General features: G+C 43.9%; 16 protein-coding genes. 5 read left to right on the top strand and 11 right to left on the bottom strand.

The annotated features are described in order from the left end of the window. Positions 1-33: 33 nt before the first annotated feature. Positions 34-10,233: a tandem-95 repeat protein gene (locus AB4384_RS16030; protein WP_372129804.1), complete on the top strand. Its 10,200-nt coding sequence runs from the start codon at positions 34-36 to the stop codon at positions 10,231-10,233. An 87-nt stretch (positions 10,234-10,320) separates the two neighbouring features. On the opposite strand, the gene AB4384_RS16025 is transcribed toward AB4384_RS16030, so the two are convergent. Both AB4384_RS16025 and AB4384_RS16020 read right to left on the bottom strand, forming a co-directional pair. Beyond that, positions 10,321-11,514: a class I SAM-dependent methyltransferase gene (locus AB4384_RS16025; RefSeq protein ID WP_017059708.1), complete on the bottom strand. Its 1,194-nt coding sequence runs from the start codon at positions 11,512-11,514 to the stop codon at positions 10,321-10,323. Between the two features lie 128 nt (positions 11,515-11,642). Further along, positions 11,643-13,046 (bottom strand): methyl-accepting chemotaxis protein, encoded by a 1,404-nt coding sequence (locus AB4384_RS16020; RefSeq protein ID WP_102319806.1) that lies wholly within the window; start codon positions 13,044-13,046, stop codon positions 11,643-11,645. Between the two features lie 88 nt (positions 13,047-13,134). On the opposite strand from AB4384_RS16020, the gene yccX reads away from it, so the two are divergent. Then, on the top strand, positions 13,135-13,422 hold the full coding sequence (gene yccX, locus AB4384_RS16015) for an acylphosphatase (RefSeq protein ID WP_017059706.1): 288 nt from the start codon (positions 13,135-13,137) through the stop codon (positions 13,420-13,422). A gap of 59 nt (positions 13,423-13,481) precedes the next feature. On the opposite strand, the gene AB4384_RS16010 is transcribed toward yccX, so the two are convergent. The 6 genes from AB4384_RS16010 to AB4384_RS15985 all read right to left on the bottom strand — a co-directional run bounded on the left by AB4384_RS16010 (position 13,482) and on the right by AB4384_RS15985 (position 19,111). Beyond that, positions 13,482-13,811, bottom strand: coding sequence for a TusE/DsrC/DsvC family sulfur relay protein (locus tag AB4384_RS16010; protein ID WP_017057205.1), 330 nt, complete (start codon positions 13,809-13,811; stop codon positions 13,482-13,484). Between the two features lie 160 nt (positions 13,812-13,971). Further along, entirely contained in the window at positions 13,972-14,637 is a 666-nt protein-coding gene (locus AB4384_RS16005; RefSeq protein WP_017057206.1) for a Bax inhibitor-1/YccA family protein, read from the bottom strand. Positions 14,638-14,919: 282 nt separating this feature from the next. After that, complete coding sequence (locus tag AB4384_RS16000; RefSeq protein WP_017059704.1) at positions 14,920-15,684, bottom strand: amino acid ABC transporter ATP-binding protein; 765 nt, start codon at positions 15,682-15,684, stop codon at positions 14,920-14,922. 22 nt (positions 15,685-15,706) lie between these two features. Then, on the bottom strand, positions 15,707-16,804 hold the full coding sequence (locus AB4384_RS15995) for an amino acid ABC transporter permease (protein ID WP_017066317.1): 1,098 nt from the start codon (positions 16,802-16,804) through the stop codon (positions 15,707-15,709). Between the two features lies 1 nt (position 16,805). Next, positions 16,806-18,011 (bottom strand): amino acid ABC transporter permease, encoded by a 1,206-nt coding sequence (locus AB4384_RS15990; RefSeq protein ID WP_372129803.1) that lies wholly within the window; start codon positions 18,009-18,011, stop codon positions 16,806-16,808. A 71-nt stretch (positions 18,012-18,082) separates the two neighbouring features. Beyond that, a complete protein-coding gene (locus AB4384_RS15985) occupies positions 18,083-19,111 on the bottom strand; it encodes an amino acid ABC transporter substrate-binding protein (protein WP_017059701.1) in 1,029 nt (342 codons plus the stop codon). 480 nt (positions 19,112-19,591) lie between these two features. Here AB4384_RS15985 and AB4384_RS15980 point away from each other — a divergent pair, with 480 nt between their 5' ends. After that, positions 19,592-20,533: an NAD(P)-dependent oxidoreductase gene (locus AB4384_RS15980; protein ID WP_372129802.1), complete on the top strand. Its 942-nt coding sequence runs from the start codon at positions 19,592-19,594 to the stop codon at positions 20,531-20,533. Between the two features lie 187 nt (positions 20,534-20,720). Here the strand turns inward: AB4384_RS15980 and AB4384_RS15975 are convergent, their stop codons facing one another. Beyond that, a complete protein-coding gene (locus AB4384_RS15975) occupies positions 20,721-21,203 on the bottom strand; it encodes a YajQ family cyclic di-GMP-binding protein (RefSeq protein WP_017063832.1) in 483 nt (160 codons plus the stop codon). 12 nt (positions 21,204-21,215) lie between these two features. Continuing rightward, on the bottom strand, positions 21,216-22,274 hold the full coding sequence (locus tag AB4384_RS15970; protein ID WP_102394015.1) for a 3-deoxy-7-phosphoheptulonate synthase: 1,059 nt from the start codon (positions 22,272-22,274) through the stop codon (positions 21,216-21,218). 207 nt (positions 22,275-22,481) lie between these two features. Between AB4384_RS15970 and AB4384_RS15965 the strand changes: the two genes are divergently transcribed. Next, on the top strand, positions 22,482-23,369 hold the full coding sequence (locus AB4384_RS15965; protein WP_017059697.1) for a putative PEP-binding protein: 888 nt from the start codon (positions 22,482-22,484) through the stop codon (positions 23,367-23,369). A gap of 159 nt (positions 23,370-23,528) precedes the next feature. Further along, positions 23,529-24,014, top strand: coding sequence for a PaaI family thioesterase (locus AB4384_RS15960; protein ID WP_017059696.1), 486 nt, complete (start codon positions 23,529-23,531; stop codon positions 24,012-24,014). A 108-nt stretch (positions 24,015-24,122) separates the two neighbouring features. Here the strand turns inward: AB4384_RS15960 and AB4384_RS15955 are convergent, their stop codons facing one another. Beyond that, positions 24,123-25,478 carry a hypothetical protein gene (locus AB4384_RS15955; protein ID WP_017063834.1) on the bottom strand — a complete coding sequence of 452 codons (1,356 nt, stop codon included), beginning with the start codon at positions 25,476-25,478 and terminating at the stop codon, positions 24,123-24,125. Between the last annotated feature and the right edge of the window lie 10 nt (positions 25,479-25,488).

The following is a 25,488-nucleotide window of genomic DNA, read 5'->3' as shown; positions in this document are numbered from 1 at the left end:
TTCGAGCAAGGCACGAACAGTGGCGATTACCAGATGGTGATGACCGACGGTTACGGCTCGACAGCGGAAGCGACGGTGACCCTGAAAGAGAGCAACGTGAACGAGGGCCCAGTAGCGATTGATGACACATATGAAACTCATAGTGAGACGCTGCTCTTCTCTGAGTCCTTTGAAAACATGACAAACACAGGTCGTTGGACTGTAGTAACTGGCGACGAACTAGATGATTGGGAAGCAACAAATGGTCTAGAGATTCAGCGTGACGGTCTCATAGCTGAAGCGACAGACGGTGACTACCTCGCTGAGCTTGATGTTCATCAAAACACCGCGATCACAACAAATATTAATACGTCAGACCAAGATAGCGTGCGTGTTGAATTTGATTACAACCCTCGACGAGACGGTAATTCATCTTCTGACATGACGTTTAAAGTCGGTGACACGTTAGTTACTGTTCACGCAGATGGATCTCTATCGGGTGCCGACGGACTTAATGTCCAAATAGGGCAACCTGACGCAAATGGTTGGTATAAGATCACGGCTGAGTTCGAAGTCCAAGGGGACGTTACGGACCTTACATTTGCAGGTGCTGGAGCTTCAGATAGCTATGGTGCGTTGTTAGATAACATTACAGTGACAGGTATTAATCAATCTAAACTTGTTACTGCTGAAGACACGTCTATCACGATTTCTTTTGATGAATTGTTAGCGAATGATACTGACATTGATGGTGATGAGCTCTCAATTGTTGTGGGTTCAATTACCTCCGCGACTAATGGTGAGCTGTTTGTCGACTACACAAACAATACAATTATATTCACACCGGATACCGACTATAACGGGGAGGCAACTTTTAAATATAAAGTGACCGATGGGAACGGTGGGGAAGACGAAGCAGAAGTTACGCTTAATATTACTCCTGTGAACGATGCACCAGTGCTGATAGGTGATTTGTTGGGTGAAGTGGATGAAGAAGGCAGCTACACCATTACGGCTGAGGACTTAGGCTACACGGACGTTGACGATACAGACACAGGCGTGACCTTCACGGTCGGCAACGCGAGCAACGGCACAATCTTAGTGAACGGCGTCGCGTCGAGCAGCTTCACGGTGGCGCAGTTGGCGGCGGGTGAAGTGACGTTCAAACATGACGGCAGCGAAACCAAGTCGGCGTCGTTCGATGTGAATGTTGAAGACGGCAACGAAGATGGTAGCACACCGGTAGACAGCACTTTCAACTTGACGGTGACGCCAGTGAATGATGCGCCGGAGCTGACAGGTGATCTGGCGGCGGAAGTGGACGAGGCAGGCAGCTACACGATCTCGGCAGCTGACTTGGGTTATACAGACGTTGACGATACAGACACAGGCGTGACCTTCACGGTCGGCAACGCGAGCAACGGCACAATCTTAGTGAACGGCGTCGCGTCAAGCAGCTTCACGGTGGCGCAGTTGGCGGCGGGTAAAGTGACGTTTAAACATGACGGCAGCGAAACCACGTCGGCGTCTTTCGATATTAACGTTGAAGACGGCAACGAAGATGGCAGCACACCGGTAGACAGCACGTTCAACTTGACGGTGACGCCAGTCAACGATGCGCCTGTAGCCATCAGTGATTCTTACAAAAACGTTCAAGAAACCATATTGCTCACTGAGTCATTCGAAAATATGGCAAACCCAGCGGGTTGGACGGTTGTTTCTAAAGACCCATCAGAGGTATGGGACTTTACTAATGGTATAGAGATTGAGCGAGACGGCTTAATTGTTGATGCTACCGACGGTGATTTTTACGCAGAGCTAGACCCACATAAAAACACGGTGATGACGACATCAATTGATACGTCGGATCAAGACTCTTTGAGGGTAGAGTTCGATTATAACCCTCGCCAAGACGGCAACTCGTCGTCTGATATGACTTTTACTGTTGGGAATACAACTATTACGCTGCATGCGGATGGAACAGTGACTGCTCCAGAAGGCATTTCTGTAACACTAGATGGTCCGGATAACAAAGGTTGGTATCAAGTAAATGCTGAGTTTGATGTTAGTAGTGATGCTACTTTAATCGCTTTTGCTGGTGAGGGTGAATCTGATTCGCTTGGTGCGTTTATCGATAACATTACAGTTACCGGAATAGATGCACCCAAACTCATAACGGAAGAAGATCAGGCTCTTACTATTAGTGGTAGTGAGCTGTTAGCCAATGATTTCGATGTTGATGGGGATGACATAACCATTTTTTCTGTCAACGCAACCGATGCTACAAACGGTTCTGTTCTGCTGATAGATGGCAATGTCGTGTTTGAACCTAACCAAGACTTCAATGGTGAAGCGACTTTCGAATACACCATTGTTGATACTCATGGTGAAAAAAGCACTACGACAGTGACCGTTAATGTCACACCAGTAAATGATGACCCTATCGCGAACGATGATTCAAGAGCGTTAGGTGATAACCTGATCGTCAATGGTAGCTTTGAAGACTATGAATCGGTATCAAATGCCGGTTGGGGTTCTCGAATCGACCAACTAGATGGTTGGTCCTACGATGCAAGAACTGGTGCTTTAGATTCAGTTCAAGAAGGCTATGCTGTTGATGAAACAGACGGCGATCGTATGATTGATATGGAAGGTAATGGTGACAATGTAACCCTTACTCAACAAATTCAAGGTGTAGAAAGCGGTACCTTATACCAACTGTCTTTTGATACGGCAATGTACGAAAGATTGCCGAGTGCTGAGCTTGAGGTCATTTGGAACGGCGAAGTTGTTGCTACGATCACCCCTGAAAGTAACATAATGCAAACCCAGTTATTGGAATTATTAGGTGGGAGTGGAGATGGTTCAAATACCCTTTCATTTAGAGAAGTTGGCACTGAAGGCGACAAGAGTGGGACTTATCTAGACAATATCAAATTTCAAGAAGTGATTAAAAATCTTCAGACACAAGAAGATGTAACTCTCGATATACCTAGTAGCGAGTTACTTTCGAATGACTCTGATGTTGATGGTGATACGTTAATCATTTTAGATAGTTTAGTGATTGATCCAACATACGGTCAGGTTGAGTTAGTTGAGCTACAAGATGGTTCTCAGACCGTTCGTTACACTCCAGCGGATGACTTCAATGGTATCGCTACGTTTACTTACACAGTTTCTGACGGTAAAGGTGGTACTGATTCCGCCGTGGTTACGATTAATGTCACTCCAGAAAATGATGCTCCAATATTTGTCAAAGATGGAGTGCCGATTGGCGATACTGATCAAATAAGTGTATCGACTAAAGAGGATAACTCTGTATCTGGTAAGGTTACTGCAACCGATATTGACGACACTGACCTGACTTACACGGTGAGCCAACCTACAAACGGTAGTGTTGAGATCGACCCTGAAACGGGCGAGTGGAAGTACACTCCGAACAACGAGTTTGATGGAGATGATTCATTTGTTGTTGCCGTGTCGGACGGTAACGGTGGTACAGATACGGTTGTAGTGAATGTTGATGTATTACCTGTTGCTGAGCTAACAGTTACTGCTGGCCAACCAGTGACAGAAGCAGAAGATGCTTTCTTATCATTTGAAATCAACCTAGATGAGCTTGTCTCTGAGAACGTTGGTCTTGCTCTTACACTAGGGTCGGCAGGGGATACTGCAACTAAAGGTGTCGATTACGAAGACAAGATCTACGTTAAAGATGGACAAGATTATAAAGCGCTTTCAGATCAGGAGCTTGCCGATCTTATTATTGCTAGCGGCTCTGATAGCTTAGAAGTCTTCATCAAGGTTCTTGATGATAAATTGCTTGAGGGTGAAGAGACTGTAACTCTAAATGCTAGCTCAACTAGTGAGTTTGTTGAAAATGACAAACAGGACTCAGGTACAGCTAAGATTGTCGATGAGACAGACACAAACGACAAAGATACCGTTACAGTTGGGCTGACTGGTCCCGATTCAGTTATTGAGGGTGATAAGACAAGTCCATTTACGATTACGCTAAGTGAGCAAGTGCCTGAAGATAGTGTGGTTACTCTTCAGTACTCTTACACAAATGCGAGCAATGAAGATATTGTTGAAGTTATAACTGTAAACGTAGACGCAAATACAAATACAGCGACCTTTGAGATTCAAACTGAACAAGACAACGAATACGAAGTTGGACAAGAGTTTAACGTTAGTGTTGTATCCGTAACCCAAGATGGTACCGATGTATTTGAGAAGCTAGATACTTCTAGTGCTGATAAAAATGTAGCTATTGACGATAGCCATGATAACCCGCCAAAAGCTGAAGACTTCTCTATTTCTCTCAATGCAGATGGCTCTTCGCAAGTTATTTTCGATACCGGGATGGGGACTATCGAAGGTGATGGTACAGACCATATTTCTGATAATGAAGATGATAACGATAATGACGCAGATACAAATCTCGGCGTGATCATCACAGAGCTGCCTGATTCAGGAACTCTTTACTATGTCGATGGTAATAACAAGGTTGAAGTGGTAGTTGGGCAGACGTATGCAGATCCTAACAACATCGTTTATGAAGATGACCAAGAATCAACGGGCTTCTTCTTAGGTGTTGATGATACATCCACATTAGATAAAGGCCCTCATAGCACTGCAGAGTTCCATAACTGGGGTGATGAAGTAGATGCGTATACTCGCGAACTGAAGTTTGATAATGGTGATGTCGTCACCATTACCTCGGAAGGTCGAAATAACGTTGACGCTAAGCCTTTAGTGCAAAACAACAGTCAGCAAGGCCATATGGGTTTCGGTATTGCATCGACTAATCGCGGTATTCACCAAGACGAGGCGATCAACATTGATTTCTCTTCTCGTCCAGCGGACTCAGTAACGGTTGGTCTAAGTGGTTTGGGTGGTTGGTTTGCCCCAAATGCTGATGATAGTGTTCAATCAAGAGCTGAGATTACAGTCACCTTTGATTATGGTAATGGTGTCACAGAAGACAAAACCTTCCTTTATGATGACACCCACAATAATCAAAATGTCACGATTGTCGCTCCTGAAGGTGCTGAGATTGTTTCGGTGGAAGCAAGCACACAAGGACCAGGTAACTGGGAGCTGACTTCTCTTGAAGCTAAGGCGTCAGATTCATTCGAATATAAAGCGGTAGACAGTGATGGTAACGAAAGTGAAGTTAAGACAGTTACTATCGATAAGTCTGGTGATCTGAATGCGAATAACGATCCGCAAGGCTTCGAAGTTAAACTGGGTGAGTTCAGTGAAGACAACGACTCTCCATGGTCAGCCGAAGGCGCTGAGCTAAATGCTAGCTTCAATGGCCAAGATAAAGACTTCGCACACAGCGGCATTAAGATTGGTGTTGCCGGCAAAGTAGGTGGATTGGGTGCTCAGATTGAATATGATCGCGCAGAGCAGCAATCTGAGAAGTTTGAAATCAACTTAGATAGCCCTGCTACTCAGTTTACATTTTCAGTATCTAACTTGTTTAAAAACGAAGGTAATGACGGTGATTTCACTGATAACCATGAACAAGGCAGTTGGGTAGCGTACCTCAATGGCGTAGCGGTTGCAGGTGATACGTTTATTGCTGAAGACGGTAACAATAAAGGTACTTACGAAATAACACCGCTTGGTCCTGATGGTACTCCAATCGCGTTTGATACTGTGGTATTTGAAGCAACTGAGTATTCCAACCAAGCAACGAATGATAATGATGCGTCAGATTACTTCCTAACTGGTTTTAAAGCCTCTAGTGAAGGCGCGTATGCAGTGAATCAAGGCGGCATTCTTGAGATTCCAACATCGAAGCTTGCTGGCATTATCGGTTCTGAGCTTCTAAATAACGATATCGATTCAGATGGCGACAATCTACGTATTACCTATGTATACGGTGAAACGGAAGGTAATGCGTATATCAAAGACGGCATCGTATACTTTGATTTAACTGGCGATGATTTTGTCGGTGAAACAACGTTTAAATATCAGGTTACTGATGATAATGGCCAAATCGCGAGTGCTGAAGTTAATGTTATCGTCAACCCTTTACCGACTCCTTCTAGTGTTGCGTCTGTAGACCTGCTAGCAGACTCAGTAGTTGAAGGTGATGATCTTGGCTTTAAAGTAATTCTGGATTCAAGTGCACTTGTTGAGTCTGTATTGGACGTTACTTTTGGTAAGAACACGGATGCTGCGAATGATTCGGGTGAAGAAAAAGATCTCGACTTGAGTCAGGTTCGTTTTACTAATGGCGTCACCTATGATCAGCAAAGTGGAAAACTGATTGTCCCAATTGGAGTGAAGGACTTTGCAATCTTGATTCCGACAATTGATGACAGTCTCCATGAGATCGCTGAAACCTACACCGTGACTGTTGATGGTGAATCTGCAGTGGGCAGCATTACTGATAACGATGAAGCTCCAACTATCGATACAGTGAGCAACGCGGTTAATCCAAATAATGAACAAGTAATTGAAGGCGATGTAGCTGTCTTCACCGTGAACCTAGTTAACACAAGCAGTCAAGAGACTCAATTCGACTGGTCGTTAAACTCCGGTTCTGCCGAGCTCGGTGATAACAAAGATTTCACCGACAACGTAGAGTTCACTGAGGGAGTGACGCTTGTTAATGGTCAGCTTGTTGTGCCTGCGGGAGTAACGTCGTTTGACATCAAGGTACCAACTAACGAAGACGGCATTGATGAGTTAAATGAGAACTTCACGCTCGAAGTGGGTGGTAAGCAAGGTATTGCGACGATCATTGATAACGATGAAGCACCGCAAGCACAGGACTCACATGTCATTGGCGATGAGGCACAAGCCCAAGGTTCATCGATTACGTTTAAGTGGGCCGATTTCAATGTTTCTGACGCAGATTCTAGTGAATTGTCGATTGTTATCACTAGTGCTCCAGGTGCGGGTGATATGTATCTGTACAACGAATCTACTGATGAATGGGTTCTGTTAAATACTGAAACGATTGGTACAGGAGTATCAGTAAGCCAAGAGCAGATTGAACAAGGTTTCTTGATATTCAACCCAGTAAGCTATGAATCTAGTACATCAATGTTTGATGAAGATAATGTAGTAACTGGTAATAATCAGCAAGATTATGCGGAGTTTAACTACCACAGTTCTGATGGCATCAACACCAGCTCTAGTACGACGATGTCGATTGATATTCGCCCTGATACGACACTTGCCAAGTTAGTTGTAGAAACACCAAATGTAGATTTAGATGAAGGTTTTAAGTTAGAGCAATGGGAGAACCTAGACTTTGATTACAACAATGGTAGCGGTGTCGCTCCGGACGTTGTTGAACAAGCAATCGAGTCTGCAGGTGTTGCCAACACTTCAGAAGTTACACAGACGCCAGACTTTGGCACTCAGAACTCTCCAGCTATCGAAAACATTTCGAGCAAACTTACTGGTTTGGTATTCCTAGTTGCTGGTGAGTCATACGTGTTTAGCGGTCATGCAGATGATTCATTTAGACTTGAAGTCGGTGGTGAAACCATGGCCTCTCAAACTTGGGGCGGAGGCGGTACCTATGAGTCTTCAGCCTTTGTACCATCGGCATCTGGTTGGTACACAATTACTGCATTCCACGACAACGAGGCTGGTCCAGGTAATGCCACTATCAGTGTCGCAGTTGGTGGTAATGAACCCGTAGACTTTAACACGGACAACTTCGATATTGTTCCGGATGTAAGTTCGCTTGAGGATAAAGTTAATATCGGGGCACAGGTTGAACATGAATCCTTAGAGGGTGGTTATTACCCAGCGTTCGATATTAATGAAGGGCTGGAAGATACCTTTATCAATGTCTCTAAGATAACTACGCAGCTTGTTGATACCGATGGTTCAGAGACGTTGAGACTCGTCGTGTCCGGTTTGCCTGAAGGTTCAATTGTTAAACTTGGAGATCAGGAGCTTGTTGTTAATGCTGATGGTGAAGTTGATATATCTGCTTGGTTAACATCAAATGGTACTGCCGAAACAGTGCTCGCTGATCTGATGATTCAGGTTGATGAGCCAGGCACTTATAACGTTAAGATTGAAGCGATTTCAGACGAGATTGTCGGAGATACCAGTGAGATTTCGAACGGGGCCTTCGACTTGATTGTTCATCCAGTGTCTGTTGGACCGGATGCTGAGAGTAAGGAAGCCTTTGGACAAGAAGATACTATTTTAGTGCTATCGATTGATGATTTTGGGATTGAGTCTGGCAACGATATAGTGATAACTCATCAACCACTCGATGGAGCGTTGGTGATTAACCTTGGTACTGTTCAAGAGCCAAATTGGCAGCCACTAAACTCGAGTCAGATTACATCGGCTCAATTAATTTCAGGCGTGATCGGCTTTAATCCAGATGCTAACGAATCTGGTTATGACGGCTTTAATGTTGATGGTGTAGGCAATAAATCGAATGACTACGCTGAAATTAAGTTCAAGGCTGTAAACGAGAATGGTACGTCAGAAGAGCATACGCTTACGGTAGATATTACGCCTGTGGCTGATGCCCCATTAGTAGCTGTTTCCATTGGGGATATTACCTTTTCCAACGGTATCGACGTATATCAAGAACTTGTTGGGTTCTCCCAGTTGACTACTACAGAGAAAAACACACTACTTACAGAACTTAAATTAGATGGTTTTGAGGAAGGCAGAGTACTTAACGCGGATATTCATGAGCACTTACATCAAGGCGGATCTAAGGACAAGCTTTATGTTGGTGACCAAAGTCAGGACTCGGACCACTATATAGGTGGTGCGGGCAACGATTGGTTCGTATCAGGCGCTGGAAATGACAAAATTGAAGGTGATGAAACTACCAGTGATATAGGTGTCGATGGGTATGACACTGTAATTTACTCAGGTCCAGTTTCTCAGTACATAATCACAGATCTAGGCGATCATGGTGGAGGTGTCGGCCACTGGCTAGTGCGAGATACGAAGGGGACCGATACACCTAATGATCAATATACTCCTTCTGATGAAAATGGAGACCACTTATATGAAATTGAACGATTGATTTTCTCTGATGCTATCGTTGAACTAAACAACATAGATGGAAGCTATCGTATTGTTCAACAACAGGAAATCCCTGTCGATATAACGGTTTCTTTGCAAGATACGGATGGCAGTGAAATCATTAAAGGTGATTCGGTTACGGTGAGTGGTATTCCGTCAGGGGCGAAACTGTATGTAGATGGAGTACTGCAAACGCCAGTCAATGGTACAAGTAATTACATACTTGCACTTGCTGTTGATGCAGCTGGAGTTGTGGGGACGGTAAGTGCTCAATTAGTATTCCCGGCGGATTATACTGGAAATCGTGATTTTGGTATTACAGTTGAAGCAGTTAGTGAAGAGCAATATGTTACGGGAGCGGACAAATTTGCAAGCTCTACGGCAACTGCAGAAATTGAGGTTCCTGAGCCCGTAACACCAACCACGATTAGTTCTTCTGGAGATGTCACCGACACGATTACCGTAGATGGAGCTGACCTTCAATGGCAGAAGCATCAATTCTCTGTTGGGAATACAGAAAATGAGAGAACATCAACGTTTGATAATACAAACACCGATTACCTTGTTGATGTTGGCAAAGGTGGTGATTACGTTCAACTAGGAGGTGGAAACGACACGGTTTACCTTGGGGGGAGTGAGTCATTAGCCAAGAACCCTAAAGACGGTGCGGCTGAGCGTGATGATTTTGTATCGGAAGGCGATAGTTATAGACCAAGTATGAATAAGAATGACAGCATCGATATTGCTTTCACTGGTGACGGTAACGATACAGTTTACGGACAAGCAGGTATCGACGCTATCGATGGTGGTACTGGTAATGACTACTTAGATGGTGGGAGTGGTGATGACGCACTTAAAGGTGGAGTTGGTCAAGATACGCTGATTGGTGGTCTCGGAAACGATATCCTTATTGGTGGTGATGACGCTGATATATTCAAGTGGGTTGATGGTGATTTAGATGGAAGTACCGATCGAATCTCCGATTTTAGCATCGCGGAAGGAGATAAGGTTGATTTGTCTGACTTATTTGCTGATGCGCCAACTCAACAACAAGTCACTGAGTTGTTAGACAACATCGAGGTTGAAGGAGGCGAAGTTAACTCCGCCATGGTTGTAGAAAAAGATGGGCAGCAAGTTAAAATTGAATTTGATGGCCTCTCCACTGCAGACTTGACGAATAGTTTGTCTGACATCCTAGTTATTAAAGACGATTGAGTTTGCTGATACTAATAAAAAACCGAGATTGAAGAATCTCGGTTTTTTATGAACTGTAACGCTGTTTCTTAGACTGGTAATTTGTATTTAAAGAACCTTACAAGCAAAACCTTTTAGGTAGAAGCCTTCTGGGTAAGCAGTGTCAGTTAGATGGTCAGCTGCTTGCTCGAAGCGTTCTACGAACTTAACAGTGCGGCCTGCGTCTAATGCTGCATCAGCGATGATTTTTTGGAACAAATCAGTACCCATTAAGCCAGAGCAAGAGTAGGTGAGTAGAGTGCCACCTGGTTTCAGGATTTGCATCGCAAGCATGTTAACGTCTTTGTAGCCGTTAGCGCCTGAAGTTAGGTTATTCTTGCTTGAAACAAACTTTGGTGGGTCCATGATCACTACGTCAAACTTAGTGCCTTGATCACGGTACTCACGAAGCAGTTTGAAAACGTCAGCGTTTAGGAATACAGCGCGCTTTTTCGAGATATCAAACTCATTAAGTTCAGCGTTGAACTTAGCGGTATCAAGAGCAAGTTGAGATACGTCAGCGTTGATAACACGCTTCGCGTCGCCTTTAAGTGCGTAAAGGCCAAAGCCACCTGTATATGAGAAACAGTTAAGGACATCTTTGCCTTTAACGTACTTCATCGATTCTTTGCGGCTATCACGTTGGTCCATGTAGAAGCCTGTTTTGTGGCCTTCCATAATGTTCACGCTGATTTTAACGCCATTTTCTTCAATCACGATAGATTTTGGTGGCTCTTCACCATGAAGAACGCCGACAACTTGTTCTAGGCCTTCTTTCTTACGAACTGCCACGTCTGAACGCTCGTAGATGTTGCAGTCAGGGAAGCACTCGATTAACGCTTCAACCAATACGCTTTTGTTAAACTCAGCGCCAGCACTTAGCAGTTGGCAAACAAGAAAGTCTTGGTATTTGTCGATTGTGATACCTGGTAAGCCATCAGACTCTGCGGCCGTTAGGCGGTAGCCCGTTAGACCATCACGTTCGATAATGTCTTCTCGTAAAGACTGTGCGTCTTGAATTCGTTTTACGAAGAACGCCTTGTTGATCTCTTCTTTTTCAAATGTCCAAACACGAGCTCGAATTTGAGATTCTGGTGAGTAAGCCGCTTTTGCAAGCCACTGACCATTTTGAGCATATACGTCTACAGTTTCACCTTGTTTTGGTTCGCCTTCGACCTTATCGATACCGCGTGAAAATACCCAAGGGTGTTTGCGGCGTAGTGATTTATCTCGGCCTTTAGCTAGATGAATTGAAGGAGTCATAATTTACTCTGTTTGTTGAATTTGAAGGAGGGGTATTGTCGGGGAAGTGCAGGTGAAAAGCAAATAAGAAAGGGCTGCAGAAGCAGCCCTAGTAATGATTAATCAACACATTGTGGTGGATATCAGTATTAAGCTTTAAGACCTGTCAGCAAACCTTCCATCGTATCGCTTTGTTTACGAAGTTGGTCAACATTGGAATTACTCTTACTGATCATCTCGCAGATACTGTCTGATTGATGGCGAATCTCTTCAACACTCTGTGCAATGTTGTCAGCGACTACGCCTTGTTCTTCAGCCGCGGTAGCAATTTGAGTGCTGCTATCTGAAATAGACTGGTTTTTTTCCGCTAATGAACCGATCTCGACGTTCACTTCTGACATCAGTGTTTGGCCTTCGTTAGCATTGTTCACCGTGACTTCCATCAGCTTGGTCAGTGATTGACTGTTACGTTGTAATGATTCAATCATGCTTTGGATTTCAACCGTTGCTTGCTGAGTACGACCGGCAAGGGCACGAACTTCATCGGCAACAACAGCAAATCCACGACCTTGCTCGCCAGCACGTGCGGCTTCGATAGCTGCGTTCAACGCTAACAGGTTAGTCTGTTCAGAAATACCGTTGATGGTTGTGACTACTTCATCGATCTGCGCCGCGTTGGCATCCAGTTCTTCTACTGCTTGTGAAGCGGACTGGATCTCTTGAGATAGGCTAGAGATAGACTCCAGTGTATTTGAAACCTTGACTTGACCGCTCTGAGCAACGCCGCGAGCGTCCATCGTTTGTGAGCTAGACGCATGAGCAAGGGTAGCGACTTCGCGAATGGTAGCCGCCATTTGTTCCGTTGCACTTGCTAAGCTATTCAGGTGTTCTTGTTGGTTACCTGAGATGTCTGAACTTTGTTGTGTTGACTGGTTCAAGTCCGAGCTGATCTGCTGCATGAGAGCGACAGACTCTTGGATTGATAGAACCATGTTTTGTTCACGCTCCGCAACTTTATCGATTGTAATCGCGATTTCACTGAACTCGTCACGAACTAAGAAGTAGTTCATGCGGCAAGTTAAGTCGCCATTCGCAAGCGTGTTCAGAGCTTTGTTCATAGAGAACATCGCGCCGCCAATAAAGGTCATGATGTAGTAAACACCTAGTGCGATAAGCGTTAGGGTTACAGCGATGATAGAAACCTGAGTCGTCGATAGAGCAGACCAAAGGTTTTGGTCATGGTTAGCAACTAGGCTGAACGCTCCATTCATCACTGAAACAGAACCAGCACCGTAGCCTAAAGAGATGGTTTCAGAGCTGCTGACAAGCTGAGCTACTTGATCTTTAGTGAGTTGACCCGCTTCGATAAGCCCTTTCATCAAGAGCATTTCTTCTTGATAAAGGTGAGCAAGTAAAGAGTCCGCGGCACTATCTAAAACGAGAGTTAATATAACCAGGGCGAGAAGAGGCAATAAGAAGAGTAGATAGAACTTTTCTTGGATTTTTAGGTGAATGAGATATTTGTCAATCCAACGAAATGGGATTTCTTTCATAATCGTTATACTCGAAGTAAGTCCACCAATAAGCGGTGAATGAATAGAAACTCGACTATATCATTCATATAATTTATGAGGCAACGTTATGGAAAGTTCACAATATATTTTTGTCGTGTCAGGCGTAGTTCAATGTGTTGGGTTCCGTTACCACACCAGTAGGCAGGCGCAAGCTATGGGTCTCTCAGGTTATGCAAAGAACTTAAATGATGGTCGAGTTGAAGTGTTAGTTGTCGGAGAGAGTCAGCAAATTGAGAAGTTACATGCTTGGCTCTATATTGGCCCTTCGAGCGCAACAGTAGACAACGTTGTGATGCATCAAGTTAAAGATAGTGAGCGCCAAGACGTACGCATAGGGGCGTTTAAAATACTGTAGTTGTAGCACTACAGTATTTTATATTGAACGTAACTTAATGACCTAAAGCGGGTTAGGTTTTACAAGCACTTTGCTGGTTTAGGTAAACCGGCGAGCTTGGTCGCTTGTTTTGCAGGGCCTTTTTTGAATAACTTGAAAAGGTACTTACTATTGCCTTTTTCTGGGCCGTGAGCTTTTTCCATTGCTTTAACGAGCATGCGAACCGCTGGTGAGGTGTTGAACTCTTCGTAAAAGCTCCTTACAAAATGTACGACTTCTAAGTGTGCATCTGTAAGTTCAATCGCCTCGTCTTGAGCAAGAATTTCAATCATGCCTTCTTCCCATTGCGTGTAATCCAATAGGTAGCCTTGAGCGTCGGTTTCGATTTGCTTGCCGTTATATTCAAACATGTTTAATCCAGAATCCAATTAACTATGCGGATAGGGTACATGACCAAGTTTGTCTTTCTCAACAGAAATTGTAGCTATCCAATGAAATATCGTACTTATAGATACAAAAAAGCCCAAGAGGTAGGCTCTTGGGCTAGATATTCTTCAATGATGGGAACGATTAGTCGTCGCTGCCCATGATGCCTAGGATGCTTAGTAGGCTGATGAAGATGTTGTAGATCGATACGTACAAGCTGATCGTTGCAGAGATGTAGTTTGTTTCACCGCCACGAATGATGTTTTGCGTTGTAAGCAAGATAACACCAGTCGAGAACAGGATGAACATACCGCTCATTGCCAATGATAGTAGAGGCATTTGTAGGAAGATGTTTGCAACCATACCTACAAGTAGTACTACGAAACCCGCTAATAGCATGCCATTAAGGAACGACAGGTCACGCTTAGTTGTTAGTGCGTAAGCTGATGCGCCCATAAACGCCAGTGCTGTACCGCCAAGTGCAGTTAGGATGACATCACCCATGCCTGCGCCAACGTACATGTTTAAGATTGGACCGATGGTGTAGCCTAAGAAACCTGTAAATAGGAATGTGAAGACTAGACCCATGCTGTTGTCACGGTTCTTTTCTGTTAGGAAAAGTAGGCCGTAGAAGCCAACGAGCATGATAATAAGACCCGGGCGAGGAAGGTTCATCGCCATGGATACGCCTGCTACAACAGCAGACCAAAGTAGTGTCATAGACAGTAATGCGTAGGTGTTACGCAACACTTTATTGGTTTGCAGAGCACTTTCTTGAGATGCTGTGCGTGAAAACATAGGGCTGTTCATAATCTTCCTCGTAAGGTGACTTCAATAGTTATTAGTACATTTATGGGGGTGAAAGTTCGAAAAATCAAGTCTCTCATTCCTCTTGTATGCGTAAAATAATAATCAAAATAGTCGGTTAAGTGTTTCTGAAGGTGTAACAAAGTATTTCTTAAAGTGCAGTTAAGGTTCGTTGTTCAATTTTAATCGCACTGAATCGCTGTTTATAATCTTGAAAAACTAATTATAACACTGAAAACAAAGAGGCGACCTAAGCCGCCTCTGTAGTTTATGCATCATAACACATTAGTGGTGTAAGATTTGGCTTAAGAAGTTCTGCGTTCTGTCTGATTGTGGGTTTTCAAAGAAATCGACAGGGTTGTTCTCTTCTATGATTTCACCGGCATCCATGAAGATAACGCGATCCGCGACCTCTTTAGCAAAGCCCATCTCGTGCGTTACACAAAGCATCGTCATGCCTTCTTCTGCAAGCTCAACCATTACGTCTAACACCTCACGAACCATTTCTGGATCGAGCGCCGACGTTGGCTCATCAAACAGCATCACTTGAGGGTTCATACACAAAGAGCGAGCGATAGCTACACGCTGCTGTTGACCACCTGAAAGCTGACCTGGGAACTTGTCCGCTTGCTCAGGGATTTTTACGCGCTCTAGGTACTTCATTGCAATCGCTTCGGCTTCTTCTTTTGGCATCTTTTTGACCCAGATTGGAGCCAGAGTACAGTTCTCTAATACCGTCAGATGTGGAAATAGATTGAAGTGTTGGAAACACATGCCGACATCTCTACGCACGGCTTCGATGTTCTTTAGGTCTTCCGTTAATTCATTACCTGAAACGAAGATATGACCTTTTTGGTGCTCTTCTAATCGGTTGATGCAGCGGATCATCGTTGATTTACCAGAGCCTGAAGGGCCACAGATAACGATTTTCTCGCCTTTTTTAACTTCTAAATTGATGTTCTTAAGTACGTGGAATTCACCGTACCACTTGTTCATGTCTTTCAACTCGATCATAAGACCTTGAGAGTTGTTTTCTGTCTGCTGCGTCATAATACGTCCTTGATCTTGTTAATTATCGTTTGTGACCGGTGTGAAGTCTGTTTTCTAGCCATATCGAATATCTCGACATGCCAAAACAAAACACCCAGAACACTAACGCGACAAATACATAACTTTCTGTTGAATACCCAAGCCATTCAGGGTCGGTATTCGCGGCTTGGCCAATTCCTAGTACATCAAACATACCAATAATCAAAACAAGACTGGTATCTTTAAACAAACCAATGAAGGTGTTCACAATTGAAGGAATCGTGATTTTAAGAGCTTGAGGTAGAATGATAAGCCCAGTCTTTTTCCAGTAGCTTAACCCCAGAGCATCAGCTGCTTCGTATTGGCCTTTTGGTATTGCTTGTAGACCACCTCGAATTACTTCGGCCATGTAGGCTGCACTGAATAGAACTACCCCTACAAGTGCTCGAATGAGCTTATCGGTTTCTGTCCCTTCTGATAAAAAGAGTGGCAGCATTACTGAAGCCATGAATAGAACTGTAATGAGCGGTACGCCACGCCAAATTTCGATGTATACGGTACACATACTGCGAATGATCGGCATCTCTGAGCGGCGCCCAAGAGCAAGTGCAACACCAATAGGGAGTGACACTACAATACCAACAAGTGCGATGACCAGTGTAACCAGTAGGCCGCCCCATTTATGGGTATCAACAACTTCTAACCCAAAGACGCCACCGTATAGCAAGCCAGCAATGATAAATGGGTAGATGTTGACGAAGAACAACCAAATCCACGTACGTTTAGGTGTTTTTTCATAAGCCAGTAAGGCTACAAAAATGGCCAACGTTGCATAGAAGAGGCGAGGTCGCCACAGTTCAGCTTCTGGGTAGAAGCCATACATGAATTGGTCCCAACGAACGCTGATAAAAACCCAACAAGCGCCTTCGCTAGTACAGGCATCACGTGTGGTTCCTATCCAGTCGGCACTGATGAATGCCCAATCCGCTATTGCCCATAATAGGGTGAAAGCAAAGTAAGCAAGAATCACAGTGACGACGCTGTTAACAGGTCCATTAAATAGATTTTTTCTTAACCAACCGACTGGCCCAACGGTATTCGCTGGAGGCGGAAGATCAGGTTGAAATTGATGTGTACTCATCTTATCTCTCCACCAATGCTACTTTGCGGTTGTATATGTTCATTAGAGCGGACGTTAATAGGCTCAAGGTTAGGTAGACGCCCATTGTCATCGCGATTACTTCGATAGCTTGTCCAGTTTGGTTAAGTGTTGTTCCTGCAAATACAGAGACAAGATCAGGATAACCAATGGCCATCGCAAGTGATGAGTTTTTGGTCAGGTTTAGATACTGACTGGTTAGTGGTGGGATAATGATTCTTAATGCTTGTGGAATAATGACAAGCTTTAGAGTTCTAGAACGTGGGATGCCTAGAGACATCGCAGCCTCAGTTTGCCCATGGTTTACCGCGTTAATACCTGAACGAACAATCTCAGCAATGAACGCTGCTGTATAGATACTTAAAGCGAGCGTCAATGCAGCAAGCTCAGGGATTATCGTAACACCACCCTTGAAGTTAAACCCTTTCAACACAGGGTAATCTGCAGAGATAGGCATGCCCATAACAAAGTAAGTTATCAACGGTAAGCCTAAAATCAACGCAGCGGCAATTCGCAACATCGGTGTTTGTTGGCCGGTCAGTTTCTGTCTGTTCTTAGCCCAGATGTTGATAATAAACGTAGCGATAATACCGACAATCAATGATGCGATGACAATGCTACTGCCATGCTCAAAGACTGGAGCAGGGAAGTACAACCCGCGTACGTTCAAGAAAATTGCTTCACCTAGACTCATACTTTGACGAGCAGAAGGCAAGGCTTGTAGAACGGCGAAATACCAGAAAAAGATTTGTAATAGCAGAGGGATATTTCGGAATATCTCAATGTAGACAGCTGCAAATCGGCTAACTAGCCAGTTTGAAGAGAGCCTAGCGATACCCATACTAAAGCCCAGCACTGTAGCTAGCATGATGCCGAGTACTGAAACCAAAGCGGTATTGAGAAGACCGATAAAGAATGTACGACCGTATGAGTAGGTCTCGTCGTATTCAATCAGTGTTAAGCCGATACCAAAACCAGCTTCTTGTGAGAGAAAATCAAAACCAGTGGTGATACCACGGGAATCTAAGTTTGTGAGTGCATTATTTACAATCGTGTAAAAGAAAGCACAAAGCGCCCCGACGGCGATAATTTGGAAAATGATGGAGCGAAAAGTGGGGTTGTAAAATAAGTTGGCACTTTTGGGCTGTGGCTTTGCCTGAGCTGGAGAAATAGTTTCATTAGGTTTCATACTACTATAACCTCAAATCCATTTAATAAATAGGGCGGAAAACTCCGCCCTAATTGATGCTTGAAAATTTATTAACGGATTGGTGGAGCGTACATAAAGCCGCCCGCATTCCATAATGCATTTACACCACGAGAGATTTGAAGTGGAGAACCTGTACCAACAGTACGCTCAAAACTCTCACCGTAGTTACCAACTTGCTTAATTACTTGGTAACCCCAGTCGTCGCGAATGCCAAGGCCTTTACCTTTAGGACCGTCTACACCAAGAATACGTTTGATGTTTGGATCTTTTGACTTAAGCATTTCGTCTGCATTTTTAGAAGAGATGCCGTATTCTTCCGCGTTAATCATTGCTGAAAGTGTCCACTTAGCAACGTTAAACCATTGATCATCATCCTGACGAACAACAGGGCCTAGAGGCTCTTTAGAGATGATTTCAGGAAGTACTTCTGCAGATTTAGGATCAGCTAGGTTTAGGCGAAGTGCGTATAGACCAGATTGGTCAGTCGTTAGCACGTCACAACGACCTGCGTCGAAACCTTTCGATGTTTGTGCTGCCGTATCGAATACCACTGGCTTGTAAGACATGCCACTGTTACGGAAGTAATCGGCTAGGTTAAGTTCAGTTGTTGTACCTGATTGAACACATACAGAAGCGCCATCAAGCTCTTGAGCACTTGTTAGGCCAAGTTCTTTTTTAACCATGAAGCCTTGACCATCGTAGTAGTTAACGCCTACGAAGTTCAGACCTAGAGCAGTGTCACGATGTAATGTCCATGTTGTGTTACGAGATAGTACGTCGATTTCGCCAGATTGAAGCGCAGTAAAACGCTCTTTTGCTGTTAGAGGTACATACTTAACTTTAGTCTTATCACCGAGTACAGCCGCTGCAAGAGCTTGACAATACTCAACATCAATTCCTTCCCATTCACCTTTTGAGTTAGGGTTAGAGAACCCTGGAAGACCGGTACTTACACCACAAGTTAGAAATCCTTGAGATGTGACTTTGTCCAGAGTGCTTTCTGCTGCTGATGCCGATGTTGCCATCATCGCAGTTGATGCAGCTACTACTGAAGCAAGAAGTGTTAGTTTATTTGTCATTTATATCCTTCCTTGTTAACCAGGTGACACCTGATACTCGTGCTCGTTTGAGTTTCTCTTATGTGTTGCGTTTTCTATGACCTTGTTGTTCAAATTAAACGACTTGCATTTTGCAAATGAAACTGTGTGCGATTTAAACAACTGTTTATAAGGTTAGGAAAGGATCCGTAGTTTCACAAATGTATAATTTAAAAAGAATTTTGAATGAAATCACAAATCCGAACACAATTAGAATGACCAAATGTTAAGTGAATGTAAATAGTGCAACGGTTCACACTGTTGGTGCAACGAGATTTAGATTTTTATATTGATAATCGACTAGATAAATATTCTGAATCCACATCGCAATGATGAAATATTAAACTTAAGAAATGTTGAAATTTGGTCAATAAATATTTTTATTACACTTCGATAGTTATGAATATGCTCCAAATTTGGTAGCATGGCTGAATAGTTATTGAAGTAGTCTCAAGGAAGAACATGCGTTATTTCCCAATGTTTTTGGATGTAGAAAATAAGCCAATCTTAGTGGTTGGTGGGGGTGAGGTTGCTTGCCGTAAAGTCGATAGCTTACTACGAGCGGGAGCGGATGTGACTTTGGTGTCTCCCAAGGTAGCGCCTTACTTAAAGCAGCTTGTGGACGAGAACAAGCTTCACTGGGTTCAAAACTTTTACTCGTCACAGATCATATCGAAAAATTACTTGCAGGTTTGGGCCACAACAGACAACCCAAGCTTGAATCACCAAGTGTATAATGATGCGAAAAAACTGGGCATTTTAGTCAATGTGGTTGACGATCTTCCTTATTGCGACTTCATCACACCTTCGATGATAAATCGCGGCAGAATCCAAATTGCCATCTCTAGTGGCGGGGCATCACCTGTTTTAGTAAGAAATATCAGAGAAAAACTCGAAACGGTATTGCCACAAAACATAGGTTTGATAGCAGACTTCGGTGCATCAAAACGCAATTCAATCAAAGAGTCATTCCCAACCGTCGACGAGCGTCGTAAATTTTGGGAGCGTTTCTTGTCATCCAGCTTTATCGAGCAGGTGAATGACAGAGAGCAGTTAGAGTCTTACTACCAGCAAGCGCTAACCGAAGGCATTGATAGCGAAGGGCTGGTGACTTGGATTGAATTCGAGCAAGATGTCGAGCTGCTGTCTATGAAGGCTTTACGTTTGATGCAGGAGGCAGAGCTCGTACTTTCACCGAGCGATTGTCCATTTGAATTTATCGACCTGTGCCGCCGAGATGCAGAAAGAGAGAGCTACGCCAACAGCGGAGAGCTATCAACAAAGCTTGAGCAAGCAAGAGCAGAGAAATTACGAGTGTGTGTGTTTATTCCACCAGCAAGCGTAGAGTTTAATCTGTTGGTCGGCAAAGACCTAAAATTGTCAGCAGCCCAAGTACTCAGTTGAGGTAATTGCTTCTAGTTGAAATGAGAGCTTTCTGGTTGTTTGAAATCGGCTAGAGGCTCGGAATAAAACTAAAGCTGGACCAGATAAATAAAAAGCCACTTCAAAAGAAGTGGCTTTTTGCTATTTCAAACACGACATTGTGCTGATGAATGAGCAACCCAAATAGGCGGTCACTCAAACTCAAAAATTAGTCGCGGAAGTTGTCAAACTGGAAAGGTTGACCAAGTTCACCGCCGCGAACTAGAGCCATAACAGCTTGTAGGTCATCACGCTTCTTACCAGTAACACGAACTTTGTCGCCTTGGATAGAAGCTTGAACTTTAACTTTGTTGTCTTTGATTAGCTTAACGATCTTCTTAGCGACATCAGTTTCAATGCCTTGCTTAAAGATAACCGTTTGGTGCCAAGTGCGACCTGTTTGGTCTGCCGCTTTCGCTTCCATCGCGTTAGGATCAACATTACGCTTCGTTAGGTTGCTGCGAAGGATATCGCGCATTTGCTTCAGTTGAAAATCGTCTTGAGCAGTCAATTTTACTGATTCATCTTTGTAATCAAAGCTTGCGTCAACGCCGCGGAAATCGAAACGAGTCGATAGTTCACGGTTTGCGTTGTCTACTGCGTTACGCAGTTCTACTGCTTCTACTTCAGAGATAATGTCAAATGATGGCATTGTGTTGTTTCCTTAAGCTAAGTTTCTATCTTTAATTGCTGTTGCAAGCATGTCTAGCATTGTTGCAGTATCTTCCCAGCTTAGGCATGGGTCAGTAATCGACTTGCCATATTCTAGGTTGTTAATGTCTGTCATTGGCTGGTTGCCTTCAATAATGAAGCTCTCTGCCATAATGCCTGCAATTTGGTTCTTGTTAGATTTAATTTGCTCACAAATGTCTTGTGCAACTTCTAACTGCTTACGGTGTTGCTTCTGACAGTTAGCGTGGCTAAAGTCTACAACCAAACGTTGAGGTAGATCGAATTCAGCCAGTTGCTTACATGCAGTATCTACAGATTCAGCGTCGAAGTTAGGGCCTTTATCACCACCACGTAGAATAACGTGACCGTATGGGTTGCCAGAAGTACGGTAAACCGTCATGCGGCCGTTCTTATCTGGAGAGTAGAAGTAGTGTGAAGCATGTGCTGCACGAATTGCATCGATAGCAATCTTGATGTTGCCGTTGGTCGCGTTCTTGAAGCCAACAGGGCAAGACAGTGCAGAAGCCATTTCACGGTGAATCTGAGATTCAGTTGTACGAGCGCCAATCGCACCCCAAGTGATAAGGTCTGCAATGTACTGACCTGTGATCATATCAAGGAATTCAGTCGCGGTAGCGAGGCCAAGCTTGTTGATATCTAGCAGAAGCTTACGAGCTTTGCTCAAGCCTGTTTCAAGTGCGTATGAACCATCAAGGTTAGGATCTGTAATCAAACCCTTCCAACCTACAACAGTACGAGGCTTCTCGAAGTAGGTTCTCATTACAACGAACAGTTCATCTTTGTACTGGTCTTGAATTTTGCTTAGGCGCTCAGCGTAATCAAGTGCCGCATCTGTATCGTGAACAGAGCAAGGGCCTACGATAACTAATAGGCGGTTATCACGACCAGTTAGGATATCTTCGATTTGGCGGCGAGAATTTTTAATGCGCTCAGCAACGTCGTCAGTAATAGGGTGTGCATTGCCTAGTTCGGCAGGAGTTGGCATAGGACCCAGAGCTTGGGTTCTCAACTCATCAGTTTTTAATGGCATGTGATAGCTTTTTTATTCTATTGCGGAGTGGTTAAGATAACGGAATTGAACAGAGGAATAAACTCTATTGAGTCAAAGTTATCTCAGTTATTGCTAATATTCTTATTTTTATCAGCAGGCCAGCGTCAAATAAGGGATTTTCACTTGTATTAACAGGCAGCTATCGGTATTTTCGTTTGAACACAACATAAAAATGCTGGAGCAGCAATGACTCAAGAAAATCAAAGCACTTTGCACCCAGAACTCGTCTTAGGTGATGTGCTGCCTTCTTACAACGATAATAATAATTCTAACCACTTATACGTTTCATTATCAGAATTAGTGATGGATCGTGTCTTCTACCACCCAAGTATCGAGAGTCACTTAGATACTTTGACTGATATTGAAAAAACGTCTTTAGAAGCGATCCTTGGCGATAAAACAGTCGATGAGCATTTTGTTTCGACCTTAGTGATTGCCATTCAAGCTGCCGTTCAGCCAAATCACACTTCTGTTCGTATCGCATTAAGCAGTGCAGACAGCTATGGATTCCGTTCGCTGCTTGGCGGGAACTGTGAAGCAGAAGAGATTAACCCTGCACTAGGTGTTCGTGGCGTTGCTCGTTACGCGACACCAGAATACAGCAAGGCTTTCGCTTTAGAATGTCAGGTTATTAAGGCATTACGTGAGCAGGGCATCAACGTTGAAGTAGTTGTGCCTTACGTTCGTGCGTTAAGCGATGCCGCTAAGATTATTGACCTGCTTGCCGAGCAAGGGCTACCACGCGGCCTTAACGGTTTGAAAGTACTGTTCTCGTGCGATGTGCCGTCTGCAGTGCTACTGAGCGAACGTTTACTGCATTACTTCGATGGTGTAGTGGTAAACGTTGATAGCTTAGCGTCTTTCACTTTAGGCGTAGACAAACACAATGAAGCTCAGCAGCACGCTTTTGATCCACAAAACGAAGCGGTTATTACCTTGTTGGATATGATTGTTAAAGCAACCCTGAACGCGAAGAAGCCAGTGCTGCTAGTTACGCAAGGTTTAGTCGATTATCCACGTCTACAAGGTTACATTGCTGACCTTGAAGGTGTTGAAACGGTCGTGACTGCGTAAATCGATTAGCTTGCCTGATAAGCCGACTTAAGGCGCTAATGCTTTGAGAATGAAAGAGATATCATTGTGCGATGATATCTCTTTTTTGTAACATTTTTTTGACATTCTTATCGCTAGTCGATTAACTGGTCTGATGACTAACTTGGCTAGGTAATTCGAATGTTGACCCCTCTACAAAAAGCAAATTTCTACTTAAGCATGTTTGGCTTTTTCAAAGTCCCACTTATCTGGTTGTGCCGACCAAAACTACTCGCGTTGGACAACCAACATGTTGAAGTGAAAATCCCGCTTAGAAGGCGTACTAAGAATCACCTTAACAGTATGTACTTTGGCGTTTTGGCTGTAGGTGCGGATGTCGCGGGTGGGTTTCTTGCGATGAGCAAATCTCAGCAGCAAGGTGAAAAGATCTCGTTGGCTTTTAAAGAGGTGACGGGTAACTTTTTGAAGCGCCCTGAAGGTGATGTGCATTTCACTTGTAACGACGGTGAGCTGATCAACACTATGCTGGCAGAAACCATGTCGACCGGAGAACGGGTCAATCAACCCGTAACCATTATCGCGACTTGCCCATCTTTACATGGTGACGAGCCGATGGCGGAGTTCACGCTTACGCTTTCAATTAAGAAAGTCCCTTCAAGAAAATAGCGATTAAATAATAGATTTTGGTTTAGAAGTCATGGGTAACGTTGAAGAGATAAAACAACGGTATGTGAATGGTTTCCACATACCGTTATAGAGAACTTTATAACGGCTCTATGACTCTTGAGTGATCTGCTCAATATCAACTATTTTTGAACGGTTCATAACGATCTTCCAACGGTAGTAGGTTGGTTCGTTATCATGGTTGTTCTCTTTAATGATCAGGTTGAGAAGATGACGCTTTTCTACTGATTCGCGGCTCACTTGTCCTTCATTCAAGCGGTAGATCTTGTTTGAGCCTTTATCCATCAACCGTGTCAGCGCTCTTAGGCTGATCGATAACGTTTCACGAGTCTCCTCATAACCACTCATAAAGGTCGATGTCGACATCTCAGTATGAGAGCGGTAATGCAAGATTTGCTCTTCACGTTGTACCACACGCTTTTTACGGATCGACTGAATGCGATCTGCAAGCTTAGAAAAATTTGCGTAGTCCAACCATTCCAGTTTATGGCCTACTGACTTGTTGGTCGTTGGATCATAGTAACGACGCTTCCATTTTGGCTTGCCTTTACGCAGCCAGCGCCAAAGGATGTCTCTCAAGTCATCTTTAAAGATCTCACGCAGTGCGTAAATGAAAGACATTGCCACGATGAAAGAGGCGGTAATCTCACCAAGAAAGTCACGAGCCAAGATCACAGTAGTGGTCACGACAACCATCACCAAACCGGTCGCGATGCCTTTCACGGCACGCTTAACGTTCTTACCCATCGACGTTGTCTTTTCTTTAAGCACGATAGGGTGTTCAATCAAACGACGCAGCAAACGCATCTTGTTACTCAAGCGGGTAACGTCCTCTCGAACTCTTGCTGAGTTGTAGCGGTTCAGTTTACGGTGCGCGGTCTCTTTATCACAAAGCGTTAAGAGTCGTTCTTTAATCGTTGAATACTCACTACCTCGTGGCATGTGTGAAACTAGCGATAGGAACTTTTGCTCGGTATACCAAGATAGGTAGTTATCGATATTAGCGTAGTAGCGCTTGAGATTTTCTTCGTAAGGGATGCTTCGGCGTAGCTTCTTCAAGATATCTAAAGCCAATTCAATGACTTCATCTACTTCATCAGCCGTTACGTCGTCACTATCAGTTTTATTTAAGCTGCTGACTGCTTTATCTAACGCGATAACATATTGGTAGGCAAACAGACTCAAACTGACACGATACTGTGTTGTAGATAAGCGTCCACGTTTTGCCAAGCGACTGTGTACCAAAGGTAAAAGTGTTTTGTCGCTATAGTAGGCACGTTTTTGAGTGATTGAGCTGTAGAAAAAGGCACTTTCAGAAAGCACTTCAGGAGTCAGTCCAAGTTCACCGGGAATGAATAGATAAACGTCCATGTCGAGCTTTTTGGTCTTAGCCATGGCATGGTTAATTTTAAGTGTTATCGCATCTTGTTTATCAACGGTGATCAACGATGTCTCC

The organism is Vibrio sp. 10N.261.51.A4 (assembly GCF_041471945.1).
Taxonomy (GTDB): Bacteria; Pseudomonadota; Gammaproteobacteria; order Enterobacterales; family Vibrionaceae; genus Vibrio; species Vibrio crassostreae_C.
The sequence above is the reverse complement of the archived record's forward strand: the minus strand, read 5'-3'. Positions and strand labels throughout refer to the sequence as shown.

Bases quoted from the DNA above. Each gene is read 5' to 3' on its own strand.
- AB4384_RS16010 (WP_017057205.1), bottom strand. From the start codon at position 13,811: ATGTTTGAATATAACGGCAAGCAAATCGAAACCGACGCTCAAGGCTAC.
- AB4384_RS15995 (WP_017066317.1), bottom strand. From the start codon at position 16,804: ATGAGTACACATCAATTTCAACCTGATCTTCCGCCTCCAGCGAATACC.
- AB4384_RS16030 (WP_372129804.1), top strand. From the start codon at position 34: ATGGTGATGACCGACGGTTACGGCTCGACAGCGGAAGCGACGGTGACC.
- AB4384_RS15960 (WP_017059696.1), top strand. From the start codon at position 23,529: ATGTTGACCCCTCTACAAAAAGCAAATTTCTACTTAAGCATGTTTGGC.
- AB4384_RS15990 (WP_372129803.1), bottom strand. From the start codon at position 18,011: ATGAAACCTAATGAAACTATTTCTCCAGCTCAGGCAAAGCCACAGCCC.
- AB4384_RS16020 (WP_102319806.1), bottom strand. From the start codon at position 13,046: ATGAAAGAAATCCCATTTCGTTGGATTGACAAATATCTCATTCACCTA.
- AB4384_RS16005 (WP_017057206.1), bottom strand. From the start codon at position 14,637: ATGAACAGCCCTATGTTTTCACGCACAGCATCTCAAGAAAGTGCTCTG.
- AB4384_RS15965 (WP_017059697.1), top strand. From the start codon at position 22,482: ATGACTCAAGAAAATCAAAGCACTTTGCACCCAGAACTCGTCTTAGGT.
- AB4384_RS15975 (WP_017063832.1), bottom strand. From the start codon at position 21,203: ATGCCATCATTTGACATTATCTCTGAAGTAGAAGCAGTAGAACTGCGT.
- yccX (WP_017059706.1), top strand. From the start codon at position 13,135: ATGGAAAGTTCACAATATATTTTTGTCGTGTCAGGCGTAGTTCAATGT.
- AB4384_RS16000 (WP_017059704.1), bottom strand. From the start codon at position 15,684: ATGACGCAGCAGACAGAAAACAACTCTCAAGGTCTTATGATCGAGTTG.
- AB4384_RS16025 (WP_017059708.1), bottom strand. From the start codon at position 11,514: ATGACTCCTTCAATTCATCTAGCTAAAGGCCGAGATAAATCACTACGC.
- AB4384_RS15980 (WP_372129802.1), top strand. From the start codon at position 19,592: ATGCGTTATTTCCCAATGTTTTTGGATGTAGAAAATAAGCCAATCTTA.
- AB4384_RS15970 (WP_102394015.1), bottom strand. From the start codon at position 22,274: ATGCCATTAAAAACTGATGAGTTGAGAACCCAAGCTCTGGGTCCTATG.
- AB4384_RS15985 (WP_017059701.1), bottom strand. From the start codon at position 19,111: ATGACAAATAAACTAACACTTCTTGCTTCAGTAGTAGCTGCATCAACT.